Origin of the sequence: Peptoanaerobacter stomatis (genome assembly GCF_000238115.1) — a bacterium.
Taxonomy (GTDB): domain Bacteria; phylum Bacillota; class Clostridia; order Peptostreptococcales; family Filifactoraceae; genus Peptoanaerobacter; species Peptoanaerobacter stomatis.
Genome location: NZ_JH414555.1, coordinates 1 through 25,025, shown reverse-complemented (window position 1 = coordinate 25,025; position 25,025 = coordinate 1). Strand labels below are relative to the sequence as shown.

Sequence of the window (25,025 nt, the reverse complement as noted above, 5' to 3'; positions counted from 1 at the left end):
TTTCTAAGAGAACAATAGTTTTCTATAGTGGACAAATGGAGCAGGTAAAAGTGTAATAATAAAATTACTATTAGATAAATTTTAAAGTATAGTTATATTTACTATATAGAAAAAAATTTGGAGGGAATTTAATGAAAACTGTATTTGATGACCGCAAGATAACATTTGAAGACAAGAAACATACTTTGATAGTGGAGAAAGAGGGATTTGCCTTAATAAGTTCAGATGGAAAAACATCGATAAACTTAAAATTTTCTGATATTGGCTCAATACTGCCGATAGGATATTGCAATTCAAATAAGAGTTATAATTTGATTTTTAGAAATTTTGATGGACAAAACATATGTGAAATAACAACGGATGAAACAGGAGGAAATACAGGACACAATATTGCTGAAACAAAAACAATTCTTGTTGCTTTTGCGGCAAGTAAGCTGACTAAAGATTTTCCAAATAACTTGTATAATCTTGATACACTTATAGCACATAGTCTGAAAGAAAAAGAGATTCGTATTTCACAGGGAAAAATCTTAGGTAAAAAACATACAATTGATATTAATTCAATACGTAGAGTGAAATGCGTGACAAATGGGACAATCAGTAATCTGGCTATTTATATAAAAGATAAGGGTGTTTTTTTTGATATGCCGGATATGACGATACCCGTAAATGAAGTTACTCTGCCACTACTCGAGGCTATTGCAACAAAAAATACCGGAAGAGGAATTGATTTTAGTCGTGGAGATGGATTTCAACAGAAAACATCAGAGTTCATGATAATACGATATATGGATCCTGGTTTTTTCGTTGGAGAAGATGGTCTTATAAAGGAGGAATGGCAGCAAACTGCTTATGAGAGGGTACACAAATATGGATACTTTGTAGATACTTTTACAGAACTTTAAGAATAAGTGTTAACAGGCAGTTTCGTAATTATTCATGCCAATAAAGCTTATTGCCTTTAGCAAATAAGTTGATTACACAATCCTATAAACATGATTGATTTCACATTAATAATGACACTATCAATTATTTTAAAACGCTTCAACTGAATTGCTTATAGAAAAATAGGTTAATAGCATATATGGTTTTTAATTGATTGAACTTATTAAACAACATCCATATTTATTTTGCGAATAGAATTTTTCGCAATGTTATAATACAATCATATTATCTCAAATCACTATATTTACATAATTTTGGACATAATTTTTATACTATTATTCAATTAAATATCAGTAGTTAAAAAACATTTAAAAAACTATATTATTTTAATTGAATAATAGTACTTGGAGTTTTGTTATTAATTCTTACCTGTTGAACCGAAACCGCCACGATTTTTATTTCCTAAATGTTCAACTATTTCGATTTCTATATCTTTCATTTTTTCCATTATTCTAAACTGGCATATTCTGTCGCCTTTATTTATCTTAGTATCCCTTATTGCAAGAACAGGCAATCTCCAATAATCTTCATCGCCACAGTATGAGTTGTCTATTATGCCCATGGAATTGGTTTGTATTATGCCGAAGTTTTTAAATGTAGAGCTTCTTGGAAGTACATATGCTTCATATCCGATTGGAAGTTCTAATGCAAAACCTAAATTTATAAGTTTGTGTTCAAAGGCTTTTAGTTCAACATCTTCTGCTGATTTTAAATCTATCCAATCTGATTTTCCATCTACAAATTCAAAATCTTGACAAATTTCTTTTTCAAATTTAACTTTTAATTTCATGATAACTCCTATTTTTTATCCTGATACTATCATATGATTAAATACTTTTTAATATTAAACATCAATTAAAAGTACATCATAATCATATATTTAAAAATTCATATTTTGTAAAACAACAATTTATATAAAGTTTAGAGATTTTATAATATATAATCTATAATGGTGTTAGTAATCTTGTTTACAAAACAATTTTAAAATATTTTAATTAAACTGAGTTTAGTATTATAATTATCCAATACTACTATCTATTAATTTAAGTAATAGATTTGTTTGATAAGCTTACAAAAATAAATTAAAATTCTTGTGTTATAAAATTTTTATATCTTCCATATTCTTCTTCTTCTAAGCTGACTTTTAATCTCGTTCCATTTTCTTCGTAAATTTCTTCAAAATTATATTTATCATGAAGTTTGTTTATTATGTCTGAGTTTGAATATGGTATGAGCAGTTCTACTTTTTTCTTAGATTTTGACAGCATATGTTCTATCATTTCGTAAAACTTTTCTATATTATATCTTTTTGTTGCCGATATCATAATAAAAGGCTCATTTACGCTGATATTTGCTTCATAATTTACTTTGTCGGCTTTGTTGAATACATATAAAACTTTTTTGTTGTCAACTCCTATTTCTGATAGAACTTTGTTTGTTGTATCCATTTGTAATTTATATTTGTCGTTTGACAAATCTACTACGTGTAGGAGCAAATCAGCATACTTTACTTCTTCCAATGTAGCTTTAAACGCTTCTATCAAATCGTGAGGTATTTGTGAGACAAAACCTACAGTATCTGTTATGAGATAGTCTGAATTTGAAGGTAGAGTTGCTTTTCTAAGCTGAACATCAAGTGTGGCAAACAACATATCTTGAACATAGACTTCTTTTTCTTTATCATAATCTTTATGTGTTTTTATTATTTCATTTAAAATTGTAGATTTTCCTGAATTTGTATAACCTACCAAAGCTACAAGAGGTAAATTTGATTTTGCTCTGCTACTTCTTTGTGTTTGTCTATTTTTTGATATTTCTTTTAATTCTTTTTGTATATCTATTATTCTTTGTTTTATGTGACGCTTATCTATTTCTAATTTTTTTTCCCCAGGACCTCTTGTACCTATACCTCCACCAAGTCTTGAAAGTTGTGAGCCTAATCCGATAAGTCTTGCTGAACGATATTTTTGTTGAGCAAGCTCGACTTGTAATTTACCTTCTTTTGATAAAGCTCTTGATGCAAATATATCAAGTATTAATGTTGTTCTGTCTATTACTTTTGTTTTTGTTATTTCCTCAAGATTTTTGATTTGTACTCCTGACAGTTCTTCATTAAATATTATTGTATCCGCTTCCATATTTTCGGCAAGCTCAGCAAGCTCTTCTGCTTTGCCTTTACCTATATAGTATGCGGCATCATAAGTCTCTTTGTTTTGTACGGTAGTTCCCAGTATTTTTGTACCGGCTGCCTGAGCAAGTTCTTCCAATTCCTTCATAGAATCGTATATATCTATATCAGTTTGTTTTTTTATATCAGTAGTTATATTGAGTCCTACCAATATCACATTTTCAATATTTTTTGTATCAGACATAATGATACCTCCAACTATTTATTGCATTTGATTGATATTAGATATTATATCATATTTTTTTAAAGATTAGATAATATTTTTAGATCATAACTTAATTTATCTAAAATCTATTAAAAAATGTAAAGAATGCGTTTTAATACTATTTTCTAATAAAATTATGGATAACTTGTATAATTATATAAAATTAATATACATAGTCTACCAGAAAAATTAATTGTTATGATTTTCCATTATTCTATAAGATTTTAGTATAATGTGTTTGATTAAGGAGATTGTGAGTTTTATTGTACCGAAAGTGACACTAATAAAATACATTCAATTTAACATTTTTATCACATATCTGTTTAATTAGGCATTAGTATTTATGTTTAGTATAAGAATATTGTAATTAACTATAAAAATTTATGCACTAAAAAATTATTTTATGATATAATACTTAGAGTAAAGTAAAATAAAAGGAGAGAAGATATGTTTGATTTTAACAAGATTACTATTGATCAGCTATCTAAGACAGATTTGTTGGCTATATTACAAGCGCTTGATTACACATATGAACATACTAAAATAGAGCAATTCCTGTCACTTAAGGATTCTATAGTAACAGATATGTGCAAGATTGCAGATATAAAATCACAAGAAGATTTGATTGAAGTGCTTATGAAGTAGACATATAAATGACGATAAAATACTGGCATAAATATGACTCTATAAATACTTACAAAAGAGAAACAGTACAATACCGATATTATAATGAATTAATTTATTATAATATCGGTATTTTTGAAATAAAAACACATAATTAAAAAATGCAGGCGGATAAATTAAACGTAACCACTTTAAATGTTCACCTTTAATTTATCAAATTATTTATTATATAGAATCGGAAAAATCTCCTATTTCGTCTATATCTTCATCATCTTCATCAAAAAAACTGTCTTTTTTAGACTTATTTTTATTGACCAAATCTTTTCCTGATGTCACTAATTGTTCTCTTAATTCATTTCCACTTTTCGGTGCAAACATCAAGCCGAATGCCACACCTATTATTGCTCCTATTGCAGTAGCACCTACAATGGCAAATAAGTTTGTTTCACAATTTGTTCTTCTCATCTTAAATCCCCCTATAAGTTATCATATTTCGTATTAATTAAAAAATTAATTTTAAAATAATAGATTATATAAATTTCACTCTAAAATATATAAAAATAAATTTTATATGATGATTTTTTGTATAATGTATTATCTACTTAAAGCTATTTAATTAAAATTTTAAAAAGGAAATTATCCATATTAAAAATAAGATTATTATTAAATATACGCTATGATAGACAATAATTAAATACTCTATAATTAATAAAATAAATTTAAAATATACATTTTTAGAACAAATTTATAAACTGCTATATGAAAACATTTATTTTAAACATTATAACATTATTTTTTTATTCAATCAAATCTTTTTTATCGGGACTTCTTTTGTCTATAAATTCTTCACAGAGCAAGAATAAACTTTTAAATAACGGAACTGCAAGCAACATTCCAAGAGCACCTGCAAAACCTCCGCCGACCAAGATGGAAAATATTATGAAAAGCGGAGATGCACCTACAGTGTTGCCGAGTATTTTCGGTCCTAAATACCAACCGTCAAATTGTTGTAAAGCCAATATAAATAATGCAACCCATAACGCTTGAACAGGGCTGTATATAAGAGTCAACAATATTGAAGGTATTGCCCCCATGAAAGGTCCGAAATACGGAATCATATTAAATATGCCTACAATTATACTAAGCAGTAAAGCATATTTTATTTTAAGCAGTGAAAGTCCTATATAGCAAAGTATACCTATAATTGTAGAGTCTATTAGTTTTCCAATTAAAAAATTATAAAAATAAAAATTCACTTTTGAAAAATAAGTTAATATGGATAAAGCTGTATCTTTAGGGAATAATGCACGTATAACTTTTTTGTTATAATATATGAGATGTTCCTTGTCATATAACAGATATATGGAAACAAAAATTCCAAGTACAAAATTGAATAAACCGGATGTTATGTTAAAAGCTTGCGTCAATATTGAATTAAATGTTAAATTTGACAGTTGAAACAGCCATTGCAAAATGCTTGAACTGTTGTTTTCGATTAAGTTCATTATCCCGAGATTTTTCAATAAATATTCACTATTAGGCAACTTTTCTATATATGAATACAAAATGCTTGGATAATATGAGGATTTGCTGTACAATTCCTTTATATTTTCGGCTATAACAGGTATGATAAATATTGCAAAAAGAACAATTATTCCAAAAAATATAAGATATACAAGCACAAGAGTAAAAACTCTCTTAGGGATTTTAAGCTTACTTTCAAACAAACACATAAGAGGATTAAGTATATATGCAAAAGCAATTCCCCAGAAAAAAGGTGATAATATAGACAAAAATCTTCCGATTTCCGAAAAGAAAAAAACATAATTATCAACAATTTTATATGCAATTAAACAAAATATAACAAATAAAATTTTTTTGAACAGATTATTTTTGAACAAATCATACCCTCCTAATAAAAAACTGAATATTAAGGATTATTTCCCGATATAAACATTTATAAACACCAAGAAATTATTATTTTTTATATTTGATATTACATATGTTGTGAAATAAATTATATAATCCTTATATTAATTTTTTATTAAATTTGAATTTAAAAATCGCAACTTCTTATTTTTTATTTTATTAATGCTTAATTTTTGATATAATTATTAAATATACTACAGAAATTAAATGCAAAATATAATGATATGGAGATTAATTTATGCAAAAAAAAGTAATGATACTTACTGCCTCAACAGGAGGAGGACACAATAAAGCTTCAAATGCAATAAAAAAACAACTTGATATATTGAATATAGAAAGCGAGATTGTAGACTCTCTTAAAGATATAGGCAAAGTAGGGAGATTGTTAAACATTATGATATCAGGAGGATATGAAAAATCAGCTCAATATATACCCAAAGTCTACGGTACAGCATATAACGCATCTGATGGTAAATTTATCAGAAAAACATTTGACTGGAATTTTATAATATCTTATATGGAAAGGAATATATTAAAAAAGATTGAAGAGGAGAATATAACACATATAATAACTACCCATGCTTTTCCGGGAATAGCTGTATCAAATTTGAAGGAAAAGGAAAAAATAAATATCCCGTTATACTCTCTTATTACCGATTATACAGTTCATGTAGCTCATGTTGCCAAAGATATAGATAAATATATAGTAGCTCATGAAGATACAGGAGTACTTTTAAAATCTTTTAAAGTAGAACAGGAAAAGATATATCCTTTGGGAATACCTATAGATATGAAAGATTACGATATATCAGATACAAAAAGATGGAAAGCAGAAAAAGATATAGATGATAAGTTTACTGTACTCATTATGGGAGGCAGTTTTGGTGCAGGCGACATAATATCGGTTTATAAACAGATTGAAAATTTGCACGAAGATATAAATATAATAGTAATATGCGGAAGAAATGAACATCTTAAAGAAAGATTGGAAAGAAGAATATATAGAAAAAAACCTAAAAATAAAACTGTAGTTGTAGGATTTACTGACGAAATAGAAAGATATTATCAAATATCAGATGTGATTATAACAAAACCGGGAGGTCTTACCATTACAGAATGTATTCACGAAGAATTGCCTATGATAATACCTTTTTTCATACCAGGTCAAGAAGAAGGCAACAGAGATTTTTTGGTAAATAATCAAATGGCACTTTATACAAGCAGATATTTTTCATTGGATATGCTTATAAAATGTGTGATAGAAAATCCTGAAAAATTGGAAATAATAAAAAGCTCTATGAGGAGAAATAAAAAAATAGATACTGCAAAAAAAATAGCAGAGTTGTTTTTGTAATCAATGTAGAGCATTATAAAATATAGTTGTTTTATAATAAAGTTCAACAGAACTATGAAAAATAGTATTTTGTAAATTTAATAAAAATGTAATGCTATTTATAGACTTCTTAATATATTAAAAAGCCTATTATAATGATAAAATTATGTATAATATTACTATCTAACTAAACGTAGAAATGCTCAAATATATTTTGCTTGGGAAACTTTTTTATAAATATATGTGTATATTTATAAAATCATAGGTAAATCAAATAGCAAAACAATTTGAGCATATTTTAATTTAAATAGGTTTATTGTAATTTGTTTTATTTAACAAGGGGGATTAAATCTTTATATCCCTCTCTTTCCATATCTTCAAGAGGTATAAATTTTAAAGAGGCACTGTTTATACAATATCTTGCTCCTCCAGATTCTTTCGGACCGTCATCGAATACATGTCCCAAATGAGCGTCACCTGACTTACTTCTAACTTCTGTTCTGTTCATACCATGGCTTGTGTCGTTTTTGTACTCTATTAAATCTTTGCTGATAGGTTTTGAAAAACTTGGCCAGCCACAGCCTGATTCAAACTTATCTGTTGAAGAAAATAACGGCTCTCCCGTCGTTATATCTACATATATACCCTTTTTTGTATTATCCCAATATTCGTTGGAAAAAGGCCTTTCTGTTGCATTTTCCTGAGTAACTTTGTATTGAATATCTGTTAAACTTTTTTTCAAATCATTTTTTGATGGTTTTTTATATGTTTTTTCACTTTCAGAAAGAGGTTTTTCAACATCAAAGAGATTTATATGGCAGTATCCTGTAGGATTTTTTTCCAAATAATCTTGATGGTAGTCTTCAGCTTTTATAAAATGTTTTAGAGGTAATACTTCTATAACAATTTTATTTTTATATTTTTTCTGTTCTTCTTTTAATACTTCTTCTATGATTTTTTTATCATCTTCATCTGTGTAATATATTCCAGTTCTATATTGAGTGCCTATATCATTTCCCTGTTTGTTAAGACTTGTAGGATCAACCACTCGTAGATAATATTGTAATATGTCGTTTAGTGATACTATTGAAGAATCATATGAAACTTCAACTGTTTCAGCGTGTCCTGTAGATTTTAAGTTTTCATAAACGGCATCTTCAGTTTTACCGTTAGCATAACCGCTTATCGTATCCGCTACGCCGTAAACTCTTGCCATATAAGCATCCAATCCCCAAAAGCAACCGCCTGCTAAATATATTTTTTTTAGATCGACCTTAGAATAGTCAACATTTACATTTGGATTATTAGGTAGATTTGAACTGCTTGATATAGATTTAGTTTGCATATTATACACCTCATTTTTATTATATGAAAAGAAAAACATACAGATTGTCGCTAATAATAATGTAATTAAAAAATATTTCATTTTATCATCTCCATACTTAAGAATTTATACTAATAACCAATTTAATAGTAGAGATAATTCATTCTCTATGAATAACACTTTTTACAGTATCTTTTGTTAATAAATTTATGGTGTCATATAATCTATCTACTAAATAATTCAATGTTTTTATTGGTTTTAGTATTAGTTTATTTTACAAAATTATACTATAAAAGTATATTTTTGTAAAGCTTTGATAAAAAAATATCATAAAATAAAAAAATAAATTTTAAATTGTATATTTTATTAAATTTAAAATTTATTTTATGTTTTATGATAGATTGTATTATTGAAATTTATTTTGTTAAGTGGTGCATTTATATTGTAAACTTAAAAATAAGTTTTTTGAGTGATTTAAAAAAGTGTTGTATTTAACTATCATTAATAAAGTTTTTTAAATATCTTCTATTTGTTTTATAAGGTTTTCTGATGATTTTGATTGTAAAAGTTTTATAAGTTTTTCCAAATAATATACATTTGTGTGATTTTCTAAGTTTTTTCTAATATTTGCCGCCAGCTGCATCTCTTTTTCAGATTGAAGTAATTCGTCTTTTCTTGTTCCGGATTTTTCTATATCTATAGCCGGGAATATTCTTTTTTGTGAAATTTTTCGATCAAGTGTGAGTTCCATATTTCCTGTGCCTTTAAATTCCTCAAAAATTACATCATCCATTCGTGAACCTGTATCTATTAGTGCTGTTGATAATATTGTCAGTGAACCGCCTTCTTTCAGATTTCTTGCTGCACCGAAAAATTGTTTAGGTCCGTATAGTGAGCTTGGATCCAAACCGCCTGATAAAGTTTTTCCGCTCGATTGTATGGTTATGTTATATGCTCTTGCGAGCCTTGTTATACTGTCTAATAATATTACGACATCTTTTTTAAATTCTACGAGTCCTTTTGCTCTGTTAAGCACCATTTCTGCAACTTTTATATGATGCGCCGGAAGTTCATCAAATGTTGAATATATAACATCGGCATCTTTTACGGACTCTTTTATGTCTGTGACTTCTTCAGGACGCTCATCTATTAGTAATATTATCAGCTCAACTTCTGGGTTATGGGTTTTTATAGAGTTGGCAAGAGCTTTTATGAGCATAGTTTTTCCGGCTTTTGGAGGTGCAACTATAAGACCTCTTTGTCCTTTTCCAATAGGTGCTATTATATCTACTATTCTTGATGATACATCATCGCTGTTGTTAAGATTGAACTTTTCTCTTGGGTATATTGGTGTTAAATTGTCAAAAGACATACGTTTTATAGATTTTTCAGGATGTTCGCCATTTATCTTATGTACAAATAATAAAGCGCTGAATTTTTCTCCTGTCTTTGGAGGTCTTACTACACCTTCTATGTAATCACCTGTTTTCATTCTGAAACGTCTTATTTGTGTAGGAGACATATATACGTCATTTTCTGTGGATAAATAATTATCTCCACGCAAAAATCCGTATCCATCAGGCAATATTTCCAAAACACCACTTGCTATAGAATTGTTTTCAGCTATGAAAAGCTCTCCTACTTTCTTTTCATTTGAATTAGGTTCATAATCTATATCTTTTATACAGACATTTTCTTGTATATCTATTTGTTTTATATCATCGTTGCTAATAGATGACAATGCCAGTATCAATTCATTTTTTTTCATTTTTGAATAATTTGATACGTTTTTTTCTTTTGCTAATTCTTTTAACTCCGTAATTTTTAGATGGTCATAATCAATCATAAATTGCCTCCGAATACTTGAAATTTAAATATATAACATAAATCAGAAATATCATTCATATAATATATAAAATGGGTAATTAACAGGTTAATTATAAAATAGATTTATTTATATGAAAAAATATAATCGTTATTATGGTGAAATTTTTCTATTGATTTGAGAGTATAATGCTTTTGAATTTACAAGTTAAGTTTTAATTAAAAATGCCTATTTTAATGAAAGAGTTTGTAAAATATAAATAGTCGAATCTTATTTAAATTTATTTTAAAAAATATCACTTTTTATTTTATAACATTTTTGAAATAATTTCAATAAGAAATATTATATATATTTATTTGATATATAATTCTAAATATATATAAATTTATAAAAAAATGAAATAAAAAATATTCAGTTTATAAATTTGTGAAAAATATGTATTCTATAATAATATTAAGGTAAATTTTTGAGTTTATAAAATGAATATTAAATTATTTTTTTTTGTATTTTTCAGATAAAAAGGATATAATATAAACATAAATAATTTTAATTCATATTATTATATTTAGTATTAAAAGAGTATATAAATAATGTAAGTTTTTATAACAAATTTATAAAAAATAAGGAGTATGTTATGAGCAGAATGATAGGTACTGTTGTTAGAGGGCTTAGAGCTCCAATTATCAAACAAAATGATGATATGGTAAAGATAGTATGTGATACCGTTATTGAAGCATCAAAAGAAGGTGGATATACTATAAATGATAGAGATATTGTAACTATTACAGAATCTGTGGTTGCAAGAGCGCAAGGTAACTATGCGAATGTAAATAATATAGCATATGATGTAAAAGACAAGCTAAATTCAGATACTGTAGGAATAATTTTTCCAATACTAAGCAGAAACAGATTTTCACTTATACTTAAAGGCATAGCACTTGGTGTAAAAAAAGTTATAATAATGTTGAGCTATCCGTCAGACGAAGTAGGGAATCATTTCATAACTTATGATGAGCTTGATAAAAATAATATAAATCCTTGGAAAGATGAATTTGATGAAAAAAAATTCAGAGAATTGTTCGAAAATCCTGTACATGAGTTTACAGGCGTGGATTATATAAAATTTTACAAAGATATAGTAAAAGAAGCCGGTGCAGATTGCGAGATAGTATTTGCGAATGATCCGAAATCCATATTAAAATACACTAAAAATGTTATAAATTGTGATATACACACAAGAAAAAGAACAAAGAGAATACTTTTAGAAAATGGTGGAGAAAAAGTATTTTCTCTTGATGATATATTGACATCATCTGTTGATGGAAGCGGATATAGTGAATATGGTCTTCTTGGTTCAAATAAAGCTACTGAAGATACATTGAAGTTATTTCCAAGAAATAGTCAGGATTTGGTAGAAAAAATTCAAGCTAAGTTGAAGGAATTAACAGGAAAAAATCTTGAAGTAATGGTTTATGGAGACGGAGCGTTTAAAGATCCTGTAGGTAAGATATGGGAGCTTGCAGATCCTGTAGTATCACCGGGATATACAAGTGGATTAAAAGGAACTCCTTCAGAAATTAAGCTCAAATATATAGCAGACAATGACTTCGCAGATTTAACAGGAGATGAACTTAAAAATGCAGTTGTGGATTATATAAAAAATAAAGAATCTGATTTGGTAGGTAAAATGGCATCAGAAGGAACTACCCCAAGACAACTTACAGATTTATTGGGTTCATTATCAGATTTGACATCAGGAAGTGGAGATAAAGGAACACCGATAATTTACATTCAAGGATATTTTGATAATTATACGAATTAATAAAAGAAACAGTATCTATGAATAAAAAACGTAGATACTGTTTTTTTGTAAAAGTTAATGTTATATAGTCAAAAATAGACTTTAATTAATACTATTTTCTAATAAAATTATAGATAATTTGTATAATTATGTAATATTAATATAAATAGTTTACCGAAAAATTAATTATTATGTTTTTCTATTATTCTGTAAGATTTTAGTATAAAAGTATTTTTGATTATACTTTTATACTAAAATTATAATTTTTTTATATGTTCTTAATTATATGGTTTAATTTTAATAGAGTTTGCTATAAAATATCAATCAAATTGTTCCAATGTAGTTGTTCTGAACTCTGAAGGAGTTAGAGAAATCAACTTAGTGAAATTTCTTGTAAAACTCTTTGTAGAGTTGAAGCCAACCATAAAAGCTATATCAGTTATACTGTAATTCGTATTTAGCAGTAGGGAGCATGCCTTGTTTATGCGAACTGTGTTCAAAAAATTGCTGAAATTTTGTTCAACATAATATGTCAGTATCTGATTTAATATTTTGGGCTGTATGTTAAACAGTTTTGAAATATCAGTTATATCAATATCTTCGTCATAGTGTTCATATATATACTCTATGATTTTGGCATTTCTTTTATCTAAACGTATGTCGGCGAGTGCCTCAGCATTTTTATAAGCATCTCTGAATTTTTTTGTACCTATACCGTAATTTGAAGAAAATATTTTACTTAGCTGAGATGAATCCGAAAACTTGAGCAATGCGGATATATCTTCAAGTGTCAGGTTAGTGTACAATAATAAAAATTGAGCCTTGGAGAGTTTCATCTCATTTATAAGATCATAAAATCCCAATCCTGTCATATTTTTTATATATTTTGATATGGAGCTTTCGCTCATGTAAAATATATTTGACAACTGTGTAAGGCTTAAATCATTGGACAGATTTAAATACATATATTTGAAAATTTCTTCGCTTATCATAGGAGAACTGTCTTCGTCTATATCGGTGTTTATAAATCTCATATAATATACAAGTAGCTCTGAAAGTCTTGAAATTAAATATATTCCTGAAAATTTTTGTGGTGACAGATCTATTTGTATGGAGCGTATACCGATTTCATCTCTTATGTCTTCAAAAAGCCTTAATATTTTATCTCTATGAGATGTTGGTATAATTATTGAATTGTGAGAATACAACATTTCAATCATATTAAAATGCTCATTATTTATGTTCAAATGTTGTTTTATTATATTATTTATAAAATCGAACTTATATATGAGAAGATAATATGATACCGGCTCTGTAACTTCTATTATTTCCGATACTTGCCAAGGTAATAATGTAATTAGAATACCTTTTTTCATTTCATGTACTTTACCTTGTATTTTTATTTTTGCCATACCGGAAATTATGTACAAAAAACGACTTTCTTTATGAAGAAGTGCTTTTGTAGGAGCAAAGTCGGTTTGGACATCAAATATGGCTATATCACTATAATTTAGAATATCTTTAGCTGAATGCTGTATAGTAAGTTTGTTGGCGCTATTCATCTGAAAATAACCTCATACTTATAATTATATAATGTGAATTTTAATACTGTTATTTAAATTAAATATAGATGTTTTTTAATATATTTGAGAATATTTTAATTTAAACGATATTTATCATAAAATACATTTATATCAGTATTTGTATATTATTTACAAAAAAATTATACTTTTATAATATATTATATCATATAAATTAAGTTGTAAATAAAAATATTTTTTATAAAAAATTATGTAAATGGGATAATAATATTAGTATTTGCAATAATTATATGAAATTTACAAATTATTGTAAAAATTTTAGAATGAAAAAAATTATAAACTAAATACAAAAATATTCTCTAAATTTGTCCTACATAAAATTTTCTCTTATGATATTATAAAAATCAGAAAACGTTAGTAAAGCAAAAAACGTTATCTATAATTTTAATGTATTTAAAAAGGAGAGGTAATTATGGCAAAAAATTTTAGAGGTAAAAATTTCTTAAAATTAATTGATTTTTCATCACAGGATATAAGATATTTAATTGAACTTTCAAAGAATTTTAAATCTATGAAAAGAGCGGGAGTTCCTCATAGATATTTGGAAGGAAAAAATATAGTTTTATTATTTGAAAAAACTTCAACAAGAACAAGATGCTCATTTGAAGTTGCAGGTCATGACTTAGGAATGGGAGTTACATATCTTGATCCAGCCGGTTCACAAATGGGACATAAGGAGTCAATAGCAGATACTGCAAGAGTTCTTGGAAGAATGTACGATGGAATAGAATACAGAGGATTTTCACAAGAAATAGTTGAAGAACTTGCTAAATATGCAGGTGTACCTGTATGGAACGGACTTACTGATGAATGGCATCCTACTCAAATGCTTGCAGATATGCTTACAATAGAAGAACATTTCGGACATCTTAAAGGATTAAAATTTGTTTATATGGGAGATGCAAGAAACAATGTAGCAAACTCTTTAATGATAGCTTGCGCTAAACTTGGACTTGATTATGTTGCTTGCGCACCTAAAGAATTATTCCCTGATCCTAAATTGGTTGAAATGGCAAAAGAAATAGCAAAAGATAATTTCTGCACAGTTACACTTACTGACAATGTAGAAGAAGGAACAAAAAATGCAGATGTTTTATATACAGATATATGGGTATCTATGGGCGAACCTGCTGAAATATGGGAAAAGAGAATATCTTTATTAAAAGATTATCAAATAAATGCAAAGGCTATGGCTAATGCAAATAAAGAAGCCATATTCCTACATTGCTTACCTTCATTCCATGATACAAAGACAAAAGTAGGAAAAGAGATAGCAGAAAAATTCGGCATAACTGAAATGGAAGTAACTGATGAAGTATTTGAATCAAAACAATCTTATGTATTTGATCAAGCTGAAAACAGAATGCATACAATAAAAGCTGTTGTATATGCTACACTTTGCTAATGTTTAAAAGCTGTTAAGTTTAAAGATTAATGCTGAAATTTGTTTTAAAGTTCGTGTAAAAATAACAGTTGTCTATAAAGACAATACATTTCAAAAAATTAATATGTCTTTTCTATTTAGATATATTAATTTTTTGAAAAGGCAGTATGGAAATATGAGCAGTGAATTACACTGCTCTAAAAGCTTATAAATTGTAAAATTAATGAGTGTATGCATATTTTGTATTATGTTTAGAGATTATTATGTTAAAATAATTTGAAACGGCTTTGCTTTGTAATAATTATAAATTTTTAAAATTTGAAATTATGATATAAAATGGAATTATAATCGGAATTAATTTACATATAATAATTTAATACATTATTTTAATTAAAAATAATTGTATAATCTATCTTTGTTAATATTTTAACTTACATATATATGTAAAAAGCTCTTTTTAATTGACAGTATGATAATTTTGAGTTTTGCAGTTTATATATAAAAGTATAGATTTTTAATCATTTTAAATTTTTAAACTTAATATTTGCATCTATTTTGCACAAAATATATTTATATCTCAGATTAATATACAGATTTTGTTATTTTTAAGTTAATATTTATAACTAAGGGGGAAATAAAATGCAAGCAATATTAGACATAATAGATAAAATAACCGGATTTATGTGGGGTTGGCCTATATTGATAGCATTATTAGGCGGAGGAATTATTATAACAATAAGAACAGGATTTGTTCAGATAAGATACTTACCTTTTATATTAAAACAAACTTTCGGAAAGATGTTCGCGTCAAATGTCGGCGGTGAAGGTTCAGTAAGTCCGTTTCAAGCTGCCTCAGCCGCACTTGCCTCTTCAATAGGTGCAGCTAATATAGTTGTTGCACCGGCTATAATATTTACAGCAGGACCCGGAGCTGTTTTTTGGATGTGGATGGCGGGACTTATCGGTCAAGCTACAAAATTTGCTGAAATAATACTCGGTATAAAATATCGTGAAAAAAACTCTGACGGAGAATTTGTCGGCGGTCCTTCATACACATTTAAGAAAGGTATAGGAGGAACAGCAGGTAAAATAATGGGATTCTTGGTATCATTCTTCTTTATGATAGAGATACTTCCATCTATAACATTGCAAACAATATCAGCAGCAGGACCTCTTGAAAATCTCGGTCTTTCAAGAAAAATATCAGCAGTGATAATAACAGTGCTTGTTGTACTCGTTGCTTATGGCGGAATAAAAAGAATAGGTCAAGTTACTGAAAAATTGGTTCCTTTTATGGCAGCTTTGTATTTATTGTTCGGTTTAGTAATAATAATTATGCATATAGACAGATTACCGGGAGCATTTGCAATGATATTCCAAAGTGCATTCAATCCACAAGCGGTTGTAGGCGGAGCGGCAGGAACATCTCTTGCGGCAATGATAAAAGCCGGAGCTGCGAGAGGTTGCTATTCAAATGAAGCCGGTATGGGTTCAGCTCCTTATGCGCATGCTACAGCTATAACTGACCACCCTGTACGTCAAGGAATGTGGGGAATATTTGAAGTAATTGCTGATACAATACTTGTTTGCAGTATGTCAGCATTGGTAGTTTTAGTTACAGGTAATTATACTGATCCTGAGCTTAAAGGCGTTGCAGTTGAAAGAGCGTTTAATTCAGCTTTCGGACAATTGGGAACAGCTATAATAGCAATAAGTTTGTTCTTGTTCGTGCTTTCTACAATTATAGTTATAGTATTCTATTGTGAAAAACAAGGTGAGTATTTGTTCGGTACAGCAATAGGTAAAGTTATGAGATTTGCAGCTTGCGGAATGGTATTGCTTGGAGGTTTCGTATCATTCGACAATGCCGGAACATTCTTGGACTTTACATTAGGACTTGTAGTGTTTACCAATATGATAGGTATGATAATAATGAGTGGAGAGTTGAAAGAAATGACGGAAGATTTCTTCAAAAATCCTAAATTCTATCCGGGAGATAAGTAAAAATCGAATAATAAATAAAATTGTTTCAGTTTTATAAATTAATTAAAATATAATATTTAATACTAATCTTAAATTAAATTTGCTCAATGTTGATTATTAAACGTATTTAAAATGTTCAAATATTTTTATAACAATAATCGCTTGTTTTAAGTTGAGATTAGTATTAATTTTGTGACAAAAATATAAATACAATATAATCCGGAATAAAAATTTCGTATATAATTTTAAATTGGAAAGGGTTAAAATAATTATGGAAAGGGTTAATGAACAAGTAGAAAGTGAAAGCACTAAAATTGCCCTGAAAAAAGAGATAGGAATAGAATCTATAATTTTTATGATATGTTTTTTCGCCTTTTTTATTTGGGTAGGCAGTATAATGGGCGGAACCAATATGATAAAAACTATGATGGCAACTGCATTTGATCTATTGATAAATGTTTGCTTATATCTTATGGCGGTTGCAGTAATAGCAGGAGGTATTTCAGGAGTTTTTTCAGAATTCGGAGTTGTGGCGCTTATAAATAAAGTGCTTTCTTTTATAATGAAACCGCTATATGATTTACCGGGAGCAAGCTCTCTTGGAATGTTAAATTGTTTTATGTCTGACAATCCGGCTATATTAACACTTGCTCATGATGATAATTTCAGACAATATTTCAAAAAATATCAATTGCCTGCACTTACAAATTTGGGAACAGCGTTCGGTATGGGACTTATAATTAGTACAACTATGATGAGCTTTCCTGTTGAGGGTGCTATAAAAGCTGCTTTTATTGGAGTTTTAGGAGCAACTGTAGGTAGCGTTATATCTGTAAGACTTATGATAAGAAAGACAAAAAAATATTATGGCACTACTGAAATGGTAAAAACCAATCATGTAGACAAAATACCTAAAGGAATGAGAAGAGTAAGAGAAGGCTCAGCAGGCTCAAGATTTATATTGGCACTTTTGGATGGTGGTAAAATAGGAGTAGATATGGGAATGTCAATAATTCCAGGTGTTTTGCTTATATGTACAATGGTTATAATTCTTACAAACGGAACAGGGGCTTCAGGAGTATATGACGGTACAGCTAATCAAGGAATAGGGGTATTGCCGCTATTAGGTGAAAAACTACAATTTATACTGACGCCACTTTTCGGCTTTAAATCTCCTGATGCAATAGCAGTACCTATAACAGCACTTGGCAGTAGCGGTGCAGCAATAGGAATGATAGCAAAAATGGTGCAAAGCAATAAAGTTTCTGGAAATGATATAGCTGTATTTACTGCAATTTGTATGTGCTGGAGCGGATATTTATCCACTCATATAGCTATGATGGATGCACTGGAAACTAAAGAAATGACAGGAAATGCAATTTTATCTCATACAATTGGCGGTTTAGGTGCAGGAATTGCAGCCCATCTGATATGGATGATAGTGGGATAATATAGGAGATGATATTTTCTCAATAATACATCCGAAAAAAATTTGATATGAATGATAATAAAATAAGGAGTTTTTAGATATGGATTTATCCAAATATTCTCAAGCAGTTATTGATACTATAAAAGAGGCACATAAAATTGCAATAAAAAATGAAAATTTAGAAGTGACTGAATTACATATCATGTACTGTATTTTGAAAAATTCAGATAATGAAGTGATAAGAGCTATAACAAATATGGGAATAGTAGTAAAATCGCTTACAGATGATATCAAAAACGCCATATCTAAATTAAAATCACCTAAAGGTGTAACAAACCTATATGTGAGTCGCGCATATCAAAAAGTTTTGATAGTATCACAAGAAATAGCAAGAGGTATGTATGACAGCTTAGTAAGTCAAAAACATATATTTCTTGCTATATTAAAAGAAGATTATACACAAGGTGCACAAATTGCACAAAGATATAATTTGAATTATGAGATTTTGGAAAAAGAATTTAACAAAATAAACAGCGAAAATATTGCAAGAGGAATAACGGACGAAACTTTAAAAGAATTGTCAAAATACGGAAGAAATCTTACAAAAGAGGCTATAGACGGAAAGCTTGATCCTATAATAGGTAGAGATGAAGAGACAAAAGGCGTGATAAGAATATTATCTCGCAGAATAAAGAATAATCCTGTACTTATAGGAGAAGCTGGAGTAGGTAAGACAGCGATAGTTGAGGGACTTGTTCAACGTATAGTAAAACAAGATGTTCCCGACATATTAAAAGATAAGATAGTATTTGCGCTGGATATGACATCGCTTATAGCAGGTGCAAAATATAGAGGAGATTTTGAAGACAGGTTGAAAAAACTGTTGGAGATAATAAAAGACTCAAACGGCAAGATAATTATGTTCATAGATGAACTGCATAACATAATAGGTGCAGGAAATACATCAGGTACAATGGATACATCAAACATATTGAAACCTATGCTTGCGAGAGGGGAGATACTTGTAGTCGGAGCTACAACTTTGGATGAATATAAAAAATATATCGAAAAAGATGGAGCACTTGAGAGAAGATTCCAAAAAATTTTGGTAGAAGAACCAACTCAAGAAGATACTATATCAATACTTAGGGGTATAAAGTCAAAATATGAAAGACACCATAAAGTGCAAATAACAGATCTTGCTATAATAGATGCAGTCAAACTTTCAAAAAGATATCTCAGCAGTAGAAAATTGCCGGATATAGCCATAGATATAATAGATGAAGCATCATCACTTGTCAGAATGTATACAGATGAAAGACCGCTTGAATTGGAAGATTTAAACAGAAAAATCTTGCAGTTGGAGACAGAGAAGGTATTGCTGAAAAGAGAAGTGGATGAAGTATCAAAACATAGACTTGCAGAGCTTGAAAAGACAATAGAACAAGAAAAAAATATACTTCTTGAAAAAGAAGATGCCTATATAAAAGAAAGGCAGAGACAGGAAGAAATATCCAACCTACAAACTGATTTAGAATTGCTCACTTTGCAAATAGAAGATGCAAAAGAAAAACATTCATTTGACAAATTGGGCGACCTGATGAAACTTAAAGAGGAAACGGATAATAATTTAAAGGAAGTAAAATCTATAACACCATATTATCCGTTAAGAATACAAGTAACTCAAAAAGAAGTCAAAGAAATTGTTGCAAAATTGGCAGGAATGCCTAAAAAAAATCTCGAAACGGATGAACTTGCACTTATATCAAATCTTAAAGAAAATTTAAAATATGAATTTATAGGCTCTGAAAATATGATTGACAGAATTGTAGATGCATACATACGTTCAAGAGGCGATTTGGTAGAAAAAAACAGACCTATAGGAGCATATTTGCTTGCAGGAAGTAGTGGAGTAGGTAAGAGCTATATAGCTAAATTGCTTGCAAATTATATATATGACGGAGAAAAAAGTCTTGTAGCTTTAGATATGAGTGAATTTACGGATAAATCATCTATAACCAAGCTGATAGGTGCACCTCCGGGATATATAGGTTTTGAAACAGGAGGGGCGTTTACAGAAACAATAAGAACAAGACCGTACAGCGTTATACTTTTTGATAATATAGATATGGCACAATTGGAAGTGACAGCTATAATATCTCAAATAATAAAAAATGGTAAAATAAATGACAGTAAAGGCAGGAATATAGATTTTAAAAATACAGTAATAATATGCACAGTTAATATAAACTCTGATAAAAACAAATATTTAGATTTATTAAAAACAAAATTACAATTCAGTTTCTTATCATCATTTGATGAAATATTTTTTATAGACAAATTTGATAAAAAAAGTATTAAAAAAGTTGCAAAATTGAGTTTACAAAAATTATCACAAGAGCTGAGTACAAACCAAATAAATCTTGTTTGGAATGAAGAAGTTGAAGATGAACTCATAACTTATTTTGATTATGAAAATATGGGAGCAATAGCAATAAGCAATGCTATAGAGCAGTACATACTTACTCCCATATCTATGAAAAATCTTCAAGGAAAACTGAAAAAATTTTCTACAGTAAGACTTGTGCTGGATGAAGAGAATAATATAATTTTACAGGATTAATATTTTATTTCTATAGATATTGACTTATGCTTGAGTAAAATTTAATTTTTTATAAAATTATTTTAGCAAAACAGTATTGACAAAATAATAATATATAATATGATATATTTTTCAAGTTAAATAGATTTAATTTCAAAATATAATAATTAATTTAAAGGAGAAGAGATATGGAATTCAAATTACCGGAATTTAAATTTCCTGATTTTTCTGACGCACAATATGCCAATTTACCTGAAATTAGCATAGGAGAAGTAGAAAAAGACGGAGTTGCACCAGATGATTTTTACCTTACATCACATATGCCTACATTTTACAAATATAATGGAAAGTGGATATTGCCTGAGCATAATTCACTAAATTGTGTAGCAGTATTAGACGGTGATAAAATTGTAATAACAGAACTTAGAGAGTTGAAAAAAGGTGATAAGGTAGTATTAGGAGATAAAATAGACGGCACACAAGGAATACTTGTATATAAAGACGGTTTTCCTCAGTCAATATATTGTCCAAGAGGAAAAGCTGTTGAAACATCTTTTTCACAAGATTATGACAGATTATTCGAACTTATGCAATATGAAAAAGAAAATGGCGGACATATAGTTTGGGTATTAGGACCAAGCGTTGTATTTGACTATGATACAAGAAATTCATTGAATAAATTGGCTGAAAACGGATATATAAATTGCCTTTTAGGTGGAAATGCAATGTGTACACATGACCTTGAAGGAGGATTTTTGCAAACTGCACTTGGACAAAACATATATACACAAGAAAATGTTCCTATGGGGCACTACAACCATTTGGATTTGTTAAACGAAGTCAGAACAATAGGTTCAATCAAAGAGTTTATAAAAGCCGGTAATGTAAAAGACGGAATAATAAAAACACTTAATGATTTGGATGTTCCTTTCGTATTATCAGGTTCAATAAGAGACGATGGTCCTCTTCCGGAAGTAATAGGAGATACAGATAGAGCACTTACAGAAACAAAAAAACAACTTGATAAAGCAACACTTATAATCGGTATAGCCACAATGCTTCACTCACTTTCTGTTGCAAATATGGCATCAAGCTATAGAATAACACAAGACGGAAAAGTAAGACCTGTCTATATGTATACAGTTGATATAACAGAAAATGTTGTAAATAAAGTTGCTGCAGCAAGAGAATTTATGGCATTTACACCAATGATTACAAATGTTCAGGATTTTGTTGTAAACTGCGAAAGAGCACTTGTAAAACCTGCGGATAAATCTCTTATGGGTGATATGGAAATAAAACAAACAGAAGCGGTAGGAATAAATAAAAAAGAAGATGAAATAAAAGGAGTGAGATTATAATGAAATTTGAAATGCCTAAATATCATCATCCTAATTTTGACCAGGATTTTTTGGTAAATGCACCTAATGTTACACTTGAAGAAGTACAAGTAGACGGTATAAGCCCAAGAAATTATCATGCATTATCAGTTTTTCCAGAATACTTTAAAATAAATGGCAAATGGGTATTGGCTACTCAATCAAGAATGGATACAGTTTGCGTTGCTATAGATAAAGAAGGAGAAGAAAGCGTAAATATAGTAGAGTTTAGAAATCTGAAAAAAGGCGATAAAGTTGTAATAGGAAGAACAGAAGACGCATCAGAAGGAATATATGTTTGGACACAAGGATTTTTAGAGGATTCTGCAGATTCAGATACATTCGCATTCAGATCAGGTCGTTCAAGAGAAACGGCGTTCTCAGTAGATTATGATACATTATATGATGTGCTTAGATATGAAAAAGCAAACAACGGATATGTTACTCTTATAGTAGGTTCAGCTATATCATTGGATAGAGATTCAAGAAATGCACTTGAAAGACTTATAAGACAAGGTTATGTTCAAGCAATATTCTGCGGAACTGAAACAGCGGCTTTTGATTTGGAAAAAGGTATTTATGATACCACTTGGGGACAAAAAACTTTTGAAAAAGAGCAAAATACAACAAAAAACTTATTTGCAACAATAAACCTTGCAAGAAAATACGGCTCAACAAAAGCATTGGTTGAATCAGGTATGGTAAAAGACGGATTTATGAAAGCATGCGTAGAAATGAATGTACCTGTAGTAATAGCAGGAACAATTCGTGACAGATTTGCATTACCTGAAACTATAAACAATGTATATGAAGCACAAAATGCGATGAGAAGTCACGCAAGAAAAACATCTACAATAATAATGATGAGTGCGATATTATACACAATAGCAACAGGTAATATGACACCTTCATACAACGAATTTGACGGAAAAGTTAGACCTGTTTATATGTATACTATAGATATACAAGAATTTGCAGTAAACAAATTGGCGGACAGAGGTACTTTAACAGCAGTGTCAATAGTTACAAATGCGCAAGATTTTATAAGAAATGTGGATAGAGCATTAAACAGCTAAAAAAGTATATATTTTAGTTGAAAAAACTTAAATAAAATAATATAATATAAATCTGTCTTTTCTATAATGCTGCATAGAAATATAGTAATACTAAAAATCTTTTAAAAAGCCATATATAATATGAAATAATGCAATAAATATTCACATAAAAGTATATTATGTAGAAATCGAAATTGTATGGCATTTCAAATGGAGAATAGTATAAAATTACAGTAAAGTATAGAAAAAGATAAATATATCTGTCAATAAAAGATTATTGACAAATAAATTCGAATAATGGGGGAGAATTATATTGAAAAAAATAGTTTTAGCATTGGGCGGAAACGCACTTGGAAACACACCTGAAGAACAAAAAGAAGCAGTTAAAAATACTGCAAAATCAATAGTAGACCTTGTAGAGCAAGGAAATAAAGTAATAATATCACATGGTAACGGACCACAAGTAGGTATGATAAATTTAGCAATGGACGCTGCATCAAAATCAGATGCAAAAACTCCACAAATGCCGTTTCCTGAATGTGGAGCCATGAGCCAAGGATATATAGGATATCACCTTCAAAATTCTATAGAAAACGAACTAAAAAGAAGAAATATGGATGTTATGACAGCAACCATAGTGACACAAGTGTTAGTTGACAAAGAAGATAAAGCATTTGACAATCCTACTAAGCCTGTAGGAGCATTCTATACAAAAGAGCAAGCAGAAGAAATGGAGAAAAAAGGTTTCAAATTCAAAGAAGATGCAGGTAGAGGATATAGAAGAGTAGTACCTTCTCCAAAGCCGATAGATATAGTAGAAAAACAAGCAGTAGAAACATTATATAATGCTAATTGCATAGTTATAGCTGCAGGTGGTGGCGGAATACCTGTAATAAAAGAAAATGACGAGCTTGTGGGTGTACCGGCAGTTATAGATAAAGACTTTACAACTGCAAAATTGGCAGAGTTGGTAGATGCAGATACACTTATAATATTAACAGCAGTAGAAAAAGTAGCTATAAGATTTGGAAAACCTGATGAGCAATGGTTGGATAAGCTAACAGTTGAAGAAGCACTTACTCATATAGAAAACAAAGAATTTGCAGAAGGCTCTATGAAACCTAAAGTGGAGGCTGCAATAAACTTTGCGAAATCTAAAGCGGGAAGAACAACTTTAATCACATCATTGGAAAAAGCTGCAGAAGGTTTGGAAGGAAAAACAGGTACATTAATAAGTTTATAATAAAAGATAAATTTACTATACAAAAAAANAANANANANATATATATATATATATATATATATATATATATATATATATATATATATATATATATATATATATATATATATATATATATATATATATATATATATATATATATATATATATATATATATATATATATATATATATA

General features: G+C 28.8%; 18 protein-coding genes. 11 read left to right on the top strand and 7 right to left on the bottom strand.

What is annotated here, in order from left to right; translation table 11 throughout:
• Positions 1 to 131: 131 nt before the first annotated feature.
• Positions 132 to 905: a hypothetical protein gene (locus HMPREF9629_RS07150; RefSeq protein ID WP_009525710.1), complete on the top strand. Its 774-nt coding sequence runs from the start codon at positions 132 to 134 to the stop codon at positions 903 to 905.
• Between the two features lie 398 nt (positions 906 to 1,303).
• On the opposite strand, the gene HMPREF9629_RS07145 is transcribed toward HMPREF9629_RS07150, so the two are convergent.
• Positions 1,304 to 1,735: a dUTP diphosphatase gene (locus HMPREF9629_RS07145; protein ID WP_009525709.1), complete on the bottom strand. Its 432-nt coding sequence runs from the start codon at positions 1,733 to 1,735 to the stop codon at positions 1,304 to 1,306.
• Between the two features lie 292 nt (positions 1,736 to 2,027).
• Positions 2,028 to 3,317, bottom strand: a complete 1,290-nt coding sequence (gene hflX, locus HMPREF9629_RS07140) for a GTPase HflX (protein ID WP_009525708.1) — start codon at positions 3,315 to 3,317, stop codon at positions 2,028 to 2,030.
• 468 nt (positions 3,318 to 3,785) lie between these two features.
• Here hflX and HMPREF9629_RS07135 point away from each other — a divergent pair, with 468 nt between their 5' ends.
• Positions 3,786 to 3,983 carry a hypothetical protein gene (locus HMPREF9629_RS07135; protein WP_009525707.1) on the top strand — a complete coding sequence of 66 codons (198 nt, stop codon included), beginning with the start codon at positions 3,786 to 3,788 and terminating at the stop codon, positions 3,981 to 3,983.
• 204 nt (positions 3,984 to 4,187) lie between these two features.
• Here the strand turns inward: HMPREF9629_RS07135 and HMPREF9629_RS07130 are convergent, their stop codons facing one another.
• The gene (locus HMPREF9629_RS07130) at positions 4,188 to 4,427 is read right to left on the bottom strand and encodes a YtxH domain-containing protein (protein WP_009525706.1); all 240 of its coding nucleotides are present in this window, start codon (positions 4,425 to 4,427) and stop codon (positions 4,188 to 4,190) included.
• A 332-nt stretch (positions 4,428 to 4,759) separates the two neighbouring features.
• On the bottom strand, positions 4,760 to 5,863 hold the full coding sequence (locus tag HMPREF9629_RS07125; RefSeq protein ID WP_009525705.1) for an AI-2E family transporter: 1,104 nt from the start codon (positions 5,861 to 5,863) through the stop codon (positions 4,760 to 4,762).
• Between the two features lie 266 nt (positions 5,864 to 6,129).
• Here HMPREF9629_RS07125 and HMPREF9629_RS07120 point away from each other — a divergent pair, with 266 nt between their 5' ends.
• Complete coding sequence (locus HMPREF9629_RS07120; RefSeq protein ID WP_009525704.1) at positions 6,130 to 7,245, top strand: MGDG synthase family glycosyltransferase; 1,116 nt, start codon at positions 6,130 to 6,132, stop codon at positions 7,243 to 7,245.
• Between the two features lie 307 nt (positions 7,246 to 7,552).
• On the opposite strand, the gene msrB is transcribed toward HMPREF9629_RS07120, so the two are convergent.
• Together msrB and rho are read right to left on the bottom strand one after the other, a co-directional pair.
• Positions 7,553 to 8,650: a peptide-methionine (R)-S-oxide reductase MsrB gene (msrB, locus tag HMPREF9629_RS07115; RefSeq protein ID WP_009525703.1), complete on the bottom strand. Its 1,098-nt coding sequence runs from the start codon at positions 8,648 to 8,650 to the stop codon at positions 7,553 to 7,555.
• A 412-nt stretch (positions 8,651 to 9,062) separates the two neighbouring features.
• The gene (gene rho / locus HMPREF9629_RS07110) at positions 9,063 to 10,394 is read right to left on the bottom strand and encodes a transcription termination factor Rho (RefSeq protein ID WP_009525702.1); all 1,332 of its coding nucleotides are present in this window, start codon (positions 10,392 to 10,394) and stop codon (positions 9,063 to 9,065) included.
• A 613-nt stretch (positions 10,395 to 11,007) separates the two neighbouring features.
• Here rho and HMPREF9629_RS07105 point away from each other — a divergent pair.
• A complete protein-coding gene (locus tag HMPREF9629_RS07105; RefSeq protein ID WP_009525701.1) occupies positions 11,008 to 12,195 on the top strand; it encodes a coenzyme F420-0:L-glutamate ligase in 1,188 nt (395 codons plus the stop codon).
• Positions 12,196 to 12,494: 299 nt separating this feature from the next.
• Here HMPREF9629_RS07105 and HMPREF9629_RS07100 read toward each other — a convergent pair whose 3' ends face one another.
• Positions 12,495 to 13,736: a helix-turn-helix transcriptional regulator gene (locus tag HMPREF9629_RS07100; protein ID WP_009525700.1), complete on the bottom strand. Its 1,242-nt coding sequence runs from the start codon at positions 13,734 to 13,736 to the stop codon at positions 12,495 to 12,497.
• Positions 13,737 to 14,187: 451 nt separating this feature from the next.
• On the opposite strand from HMPREF9629_RS07100, the gene argF reads away from it, so the two are divergent.
• The 7 genes from argF to arcC all read left to right on the top strand — a co-directional run bounded on the left by argF (position 14,188) and on the right by arcC (position 24,850).
• Positions 14,188 to 15,180, top strand: a complete 993-nt coding sequence (gene argF / locus HMPREF9629_RS07095; protein ID WP_009525699.1) for an ornithine carbamoyltransferase — start codon at positions 14,188 to 14,190, stop codon at positions 15,178 to 15,180.
• Positions 15,181 to 15,798: 618 nt separating this feature from the next.
• The gene (locus tag HMPREF9629_RS07090) at positions 15,799 to 17,163 is read left to right on the top strand and encodes an alanine/glycine:cation symporter family protein (protein WP_009525698.1); all 1,365 of its coding nucleotides are present in this window, start codon (positions 15,799 to 15,801) and stop codon (positions 17,161 to 17,163) included.
• Between the two features lie 250 nt (positions 17,164 to 17,413).
• Positions 17,414 to 18,592 (top strand): CD0519/CD1768 family membrane protein, encoded by a 1,179-nt coding sequence (locus HMPREF9629_RS07085; RefSeq protein WP_009525697.1) that lies wholly within the window; start codon positions 17,414 to 17,416, stop codon positions 18,590 to 18,592.
• 79 nt (positions 18,593 to 18,671) lie between these two features.
• The gene (locus HMPREF9629_RS07080; RefSeq protein WP_009525696.1) at positions 18,672 to 21,194 is read left to right on the top strand and encodes an ATP-dependent Clp protease ATP-binding subunit; all 2,523 of its coding nucleotides are present in this window, start codon (positions 18,672 to 18,674) and stop codon (positions 21,192 to 21,194) included.
• Between the two features lie 167 nt (positions 21,195 to 21,361).
• Complete coding sequence (locus HMPREF9629_RS07075; protein ID WP_009525695.1) at positions 21,362 to 22,534, top strand: ornithine cyclodeaminase family domain; 1,173 nt, start codon at positions 21,362 to 21,364, stop codon at positions 22,532 to 22,534.
• Complete coding sequence (locus tag HMPREF9629_RS07070; protein WP_009525694.1) at positions 22,534 to 23,628, top strand: putative NPN-dependent ornithine cyclodeaminase; 1,095 nt, start codon at positions 22,534 to 22,536, stop codon at positions 23,626 to 23,628. The genes HMPREF9629_RS07075 and HMPREF9629_RS07070 overlap by 1 nt, the downstream gene beginning before the upstream one ends.
• A gap of 292 nt (positions 23,629 to 23,920) precedes the next feature.
• Positions 23,921 to 24,850 carry a carbamate kinase gene (gene arcC / locus HMPREF9629_RS07065; RefSeq protein WP_009525693.1) on the top strand — a complete coding sequence of 310 codons (930 nt, stop codon included), beginning with the start codon at positions 23,921 to 23,923 and terminating at the stop codon, positions 24,848 to 24,850.
• Positions 24,851 to 25,025: the final 175 nt, after the last annotated feature.

Coding starts and splice junctions, on each gene's coding strand:
- HMPREF9629_RS07150 (WP_009525710.1), top strand. CDS start 132: ATGAAAACTGTATTTGATGACCGCAAGATAACATTTGAAGACAAGAAA.
- HMPREF9629_RS07145 (WP_009525709.1), bottom strand. CDS start 1,735: ATGAAATTAAAAGTTAAATTTGAAAAAGAAATTTGTCAAGATTTTGAA.
- hflX (WP_009525708.1), bottom strand. CDS start 3,317: ATGTCTGATACAAAAAATATTGAAAATGTGATATTGGTAGGACTCAAT.
- HMPREF9629_RS07135 (WP_009525707.1), top strand. CDS start 3,786: ATGTTTGATTTTAACAAGATTACTATTGATCAGCTATCTAAGACAGAT.
- HMPREF9629_RS07130 (WP_009525706.1), bottom strand. CDS start 4,427: ATGAGAAGAACAAATTGTGAAACAAACTTATTTGCCATTGTAGGTGCT.
- HMPREF9629_RS07120 (WP_009525704.1), top strand. CDS start 6,130: ATGCAAAAAAAAGTAATGATACTTACTGCCTCAACAGGAGGAGGACAC.
- msrB (WP_009525703.1), bottom strand. CDS start 8,650: ATGAAATATTTTTTAATTACATTATTATTAGCGACAATCTGTATGTTT.
- rho (WP_009525702.1), bottom strand. CDS start 10,394: ATGATTGATTATGACCATCTAAAAATTACGGAGTTAAAAGAATTAGCA.
- HMPREF9629_RS07105 (WP_009525701.1), top strand. CDS start 11,008: ATGAGCAGAATGATAGGTACTGTTGTTAGAGGGCTTAGAGCTCCAATT.
- HMPREF9629_RS07100 (WP_009525700.1), bottom strand. CDS start 13,736: ATGAATAGCGCCAACAAACTTACTATACAGCATTCAGCTAAAGATATT.
- argF (WP_009525699.1), top strand. CDS start 14,188: ATGGCAAAAAATTTTAGAGGTAAAAATTTCTTAAAATTAATTGATTTT.
- HMPREF9629_RS07090 (WP_009525698.1), top strand. CDS start 15,799: ATGCAAGCAATATTAGACATAATAGATAAAATAACCGGATTTATGTGG.
- HMPREF9629_RS07085 (WP_009525697.1), top strand. CDS start 17,414: ATGGAAAGGGTTAATGAACAAGTAGAAAGTGAAAGCACTAAAATTGCC.
- HMPREF9629_RS07080 (WP_009525696.1), top strand. CDS start 18,672: ATGGATTTATCCAAATATTCTCAAGCAGTTATTGATACTATAAAAGAG.
- HMPREF9629_RS07075 (WP_009525695.1), top strand. CDS start 21,362: ATGGAATTCAAATTACCGGAATTTAAATTTCCTGATTTTTCTGACGCA.
- HMPREF9629_RS07070 (WP_009525694.1), top strand. CDS start 22,534: ATGAAATTTGAAATGCCTAAATATCATCATCCTAATTTTGACCAGGAT.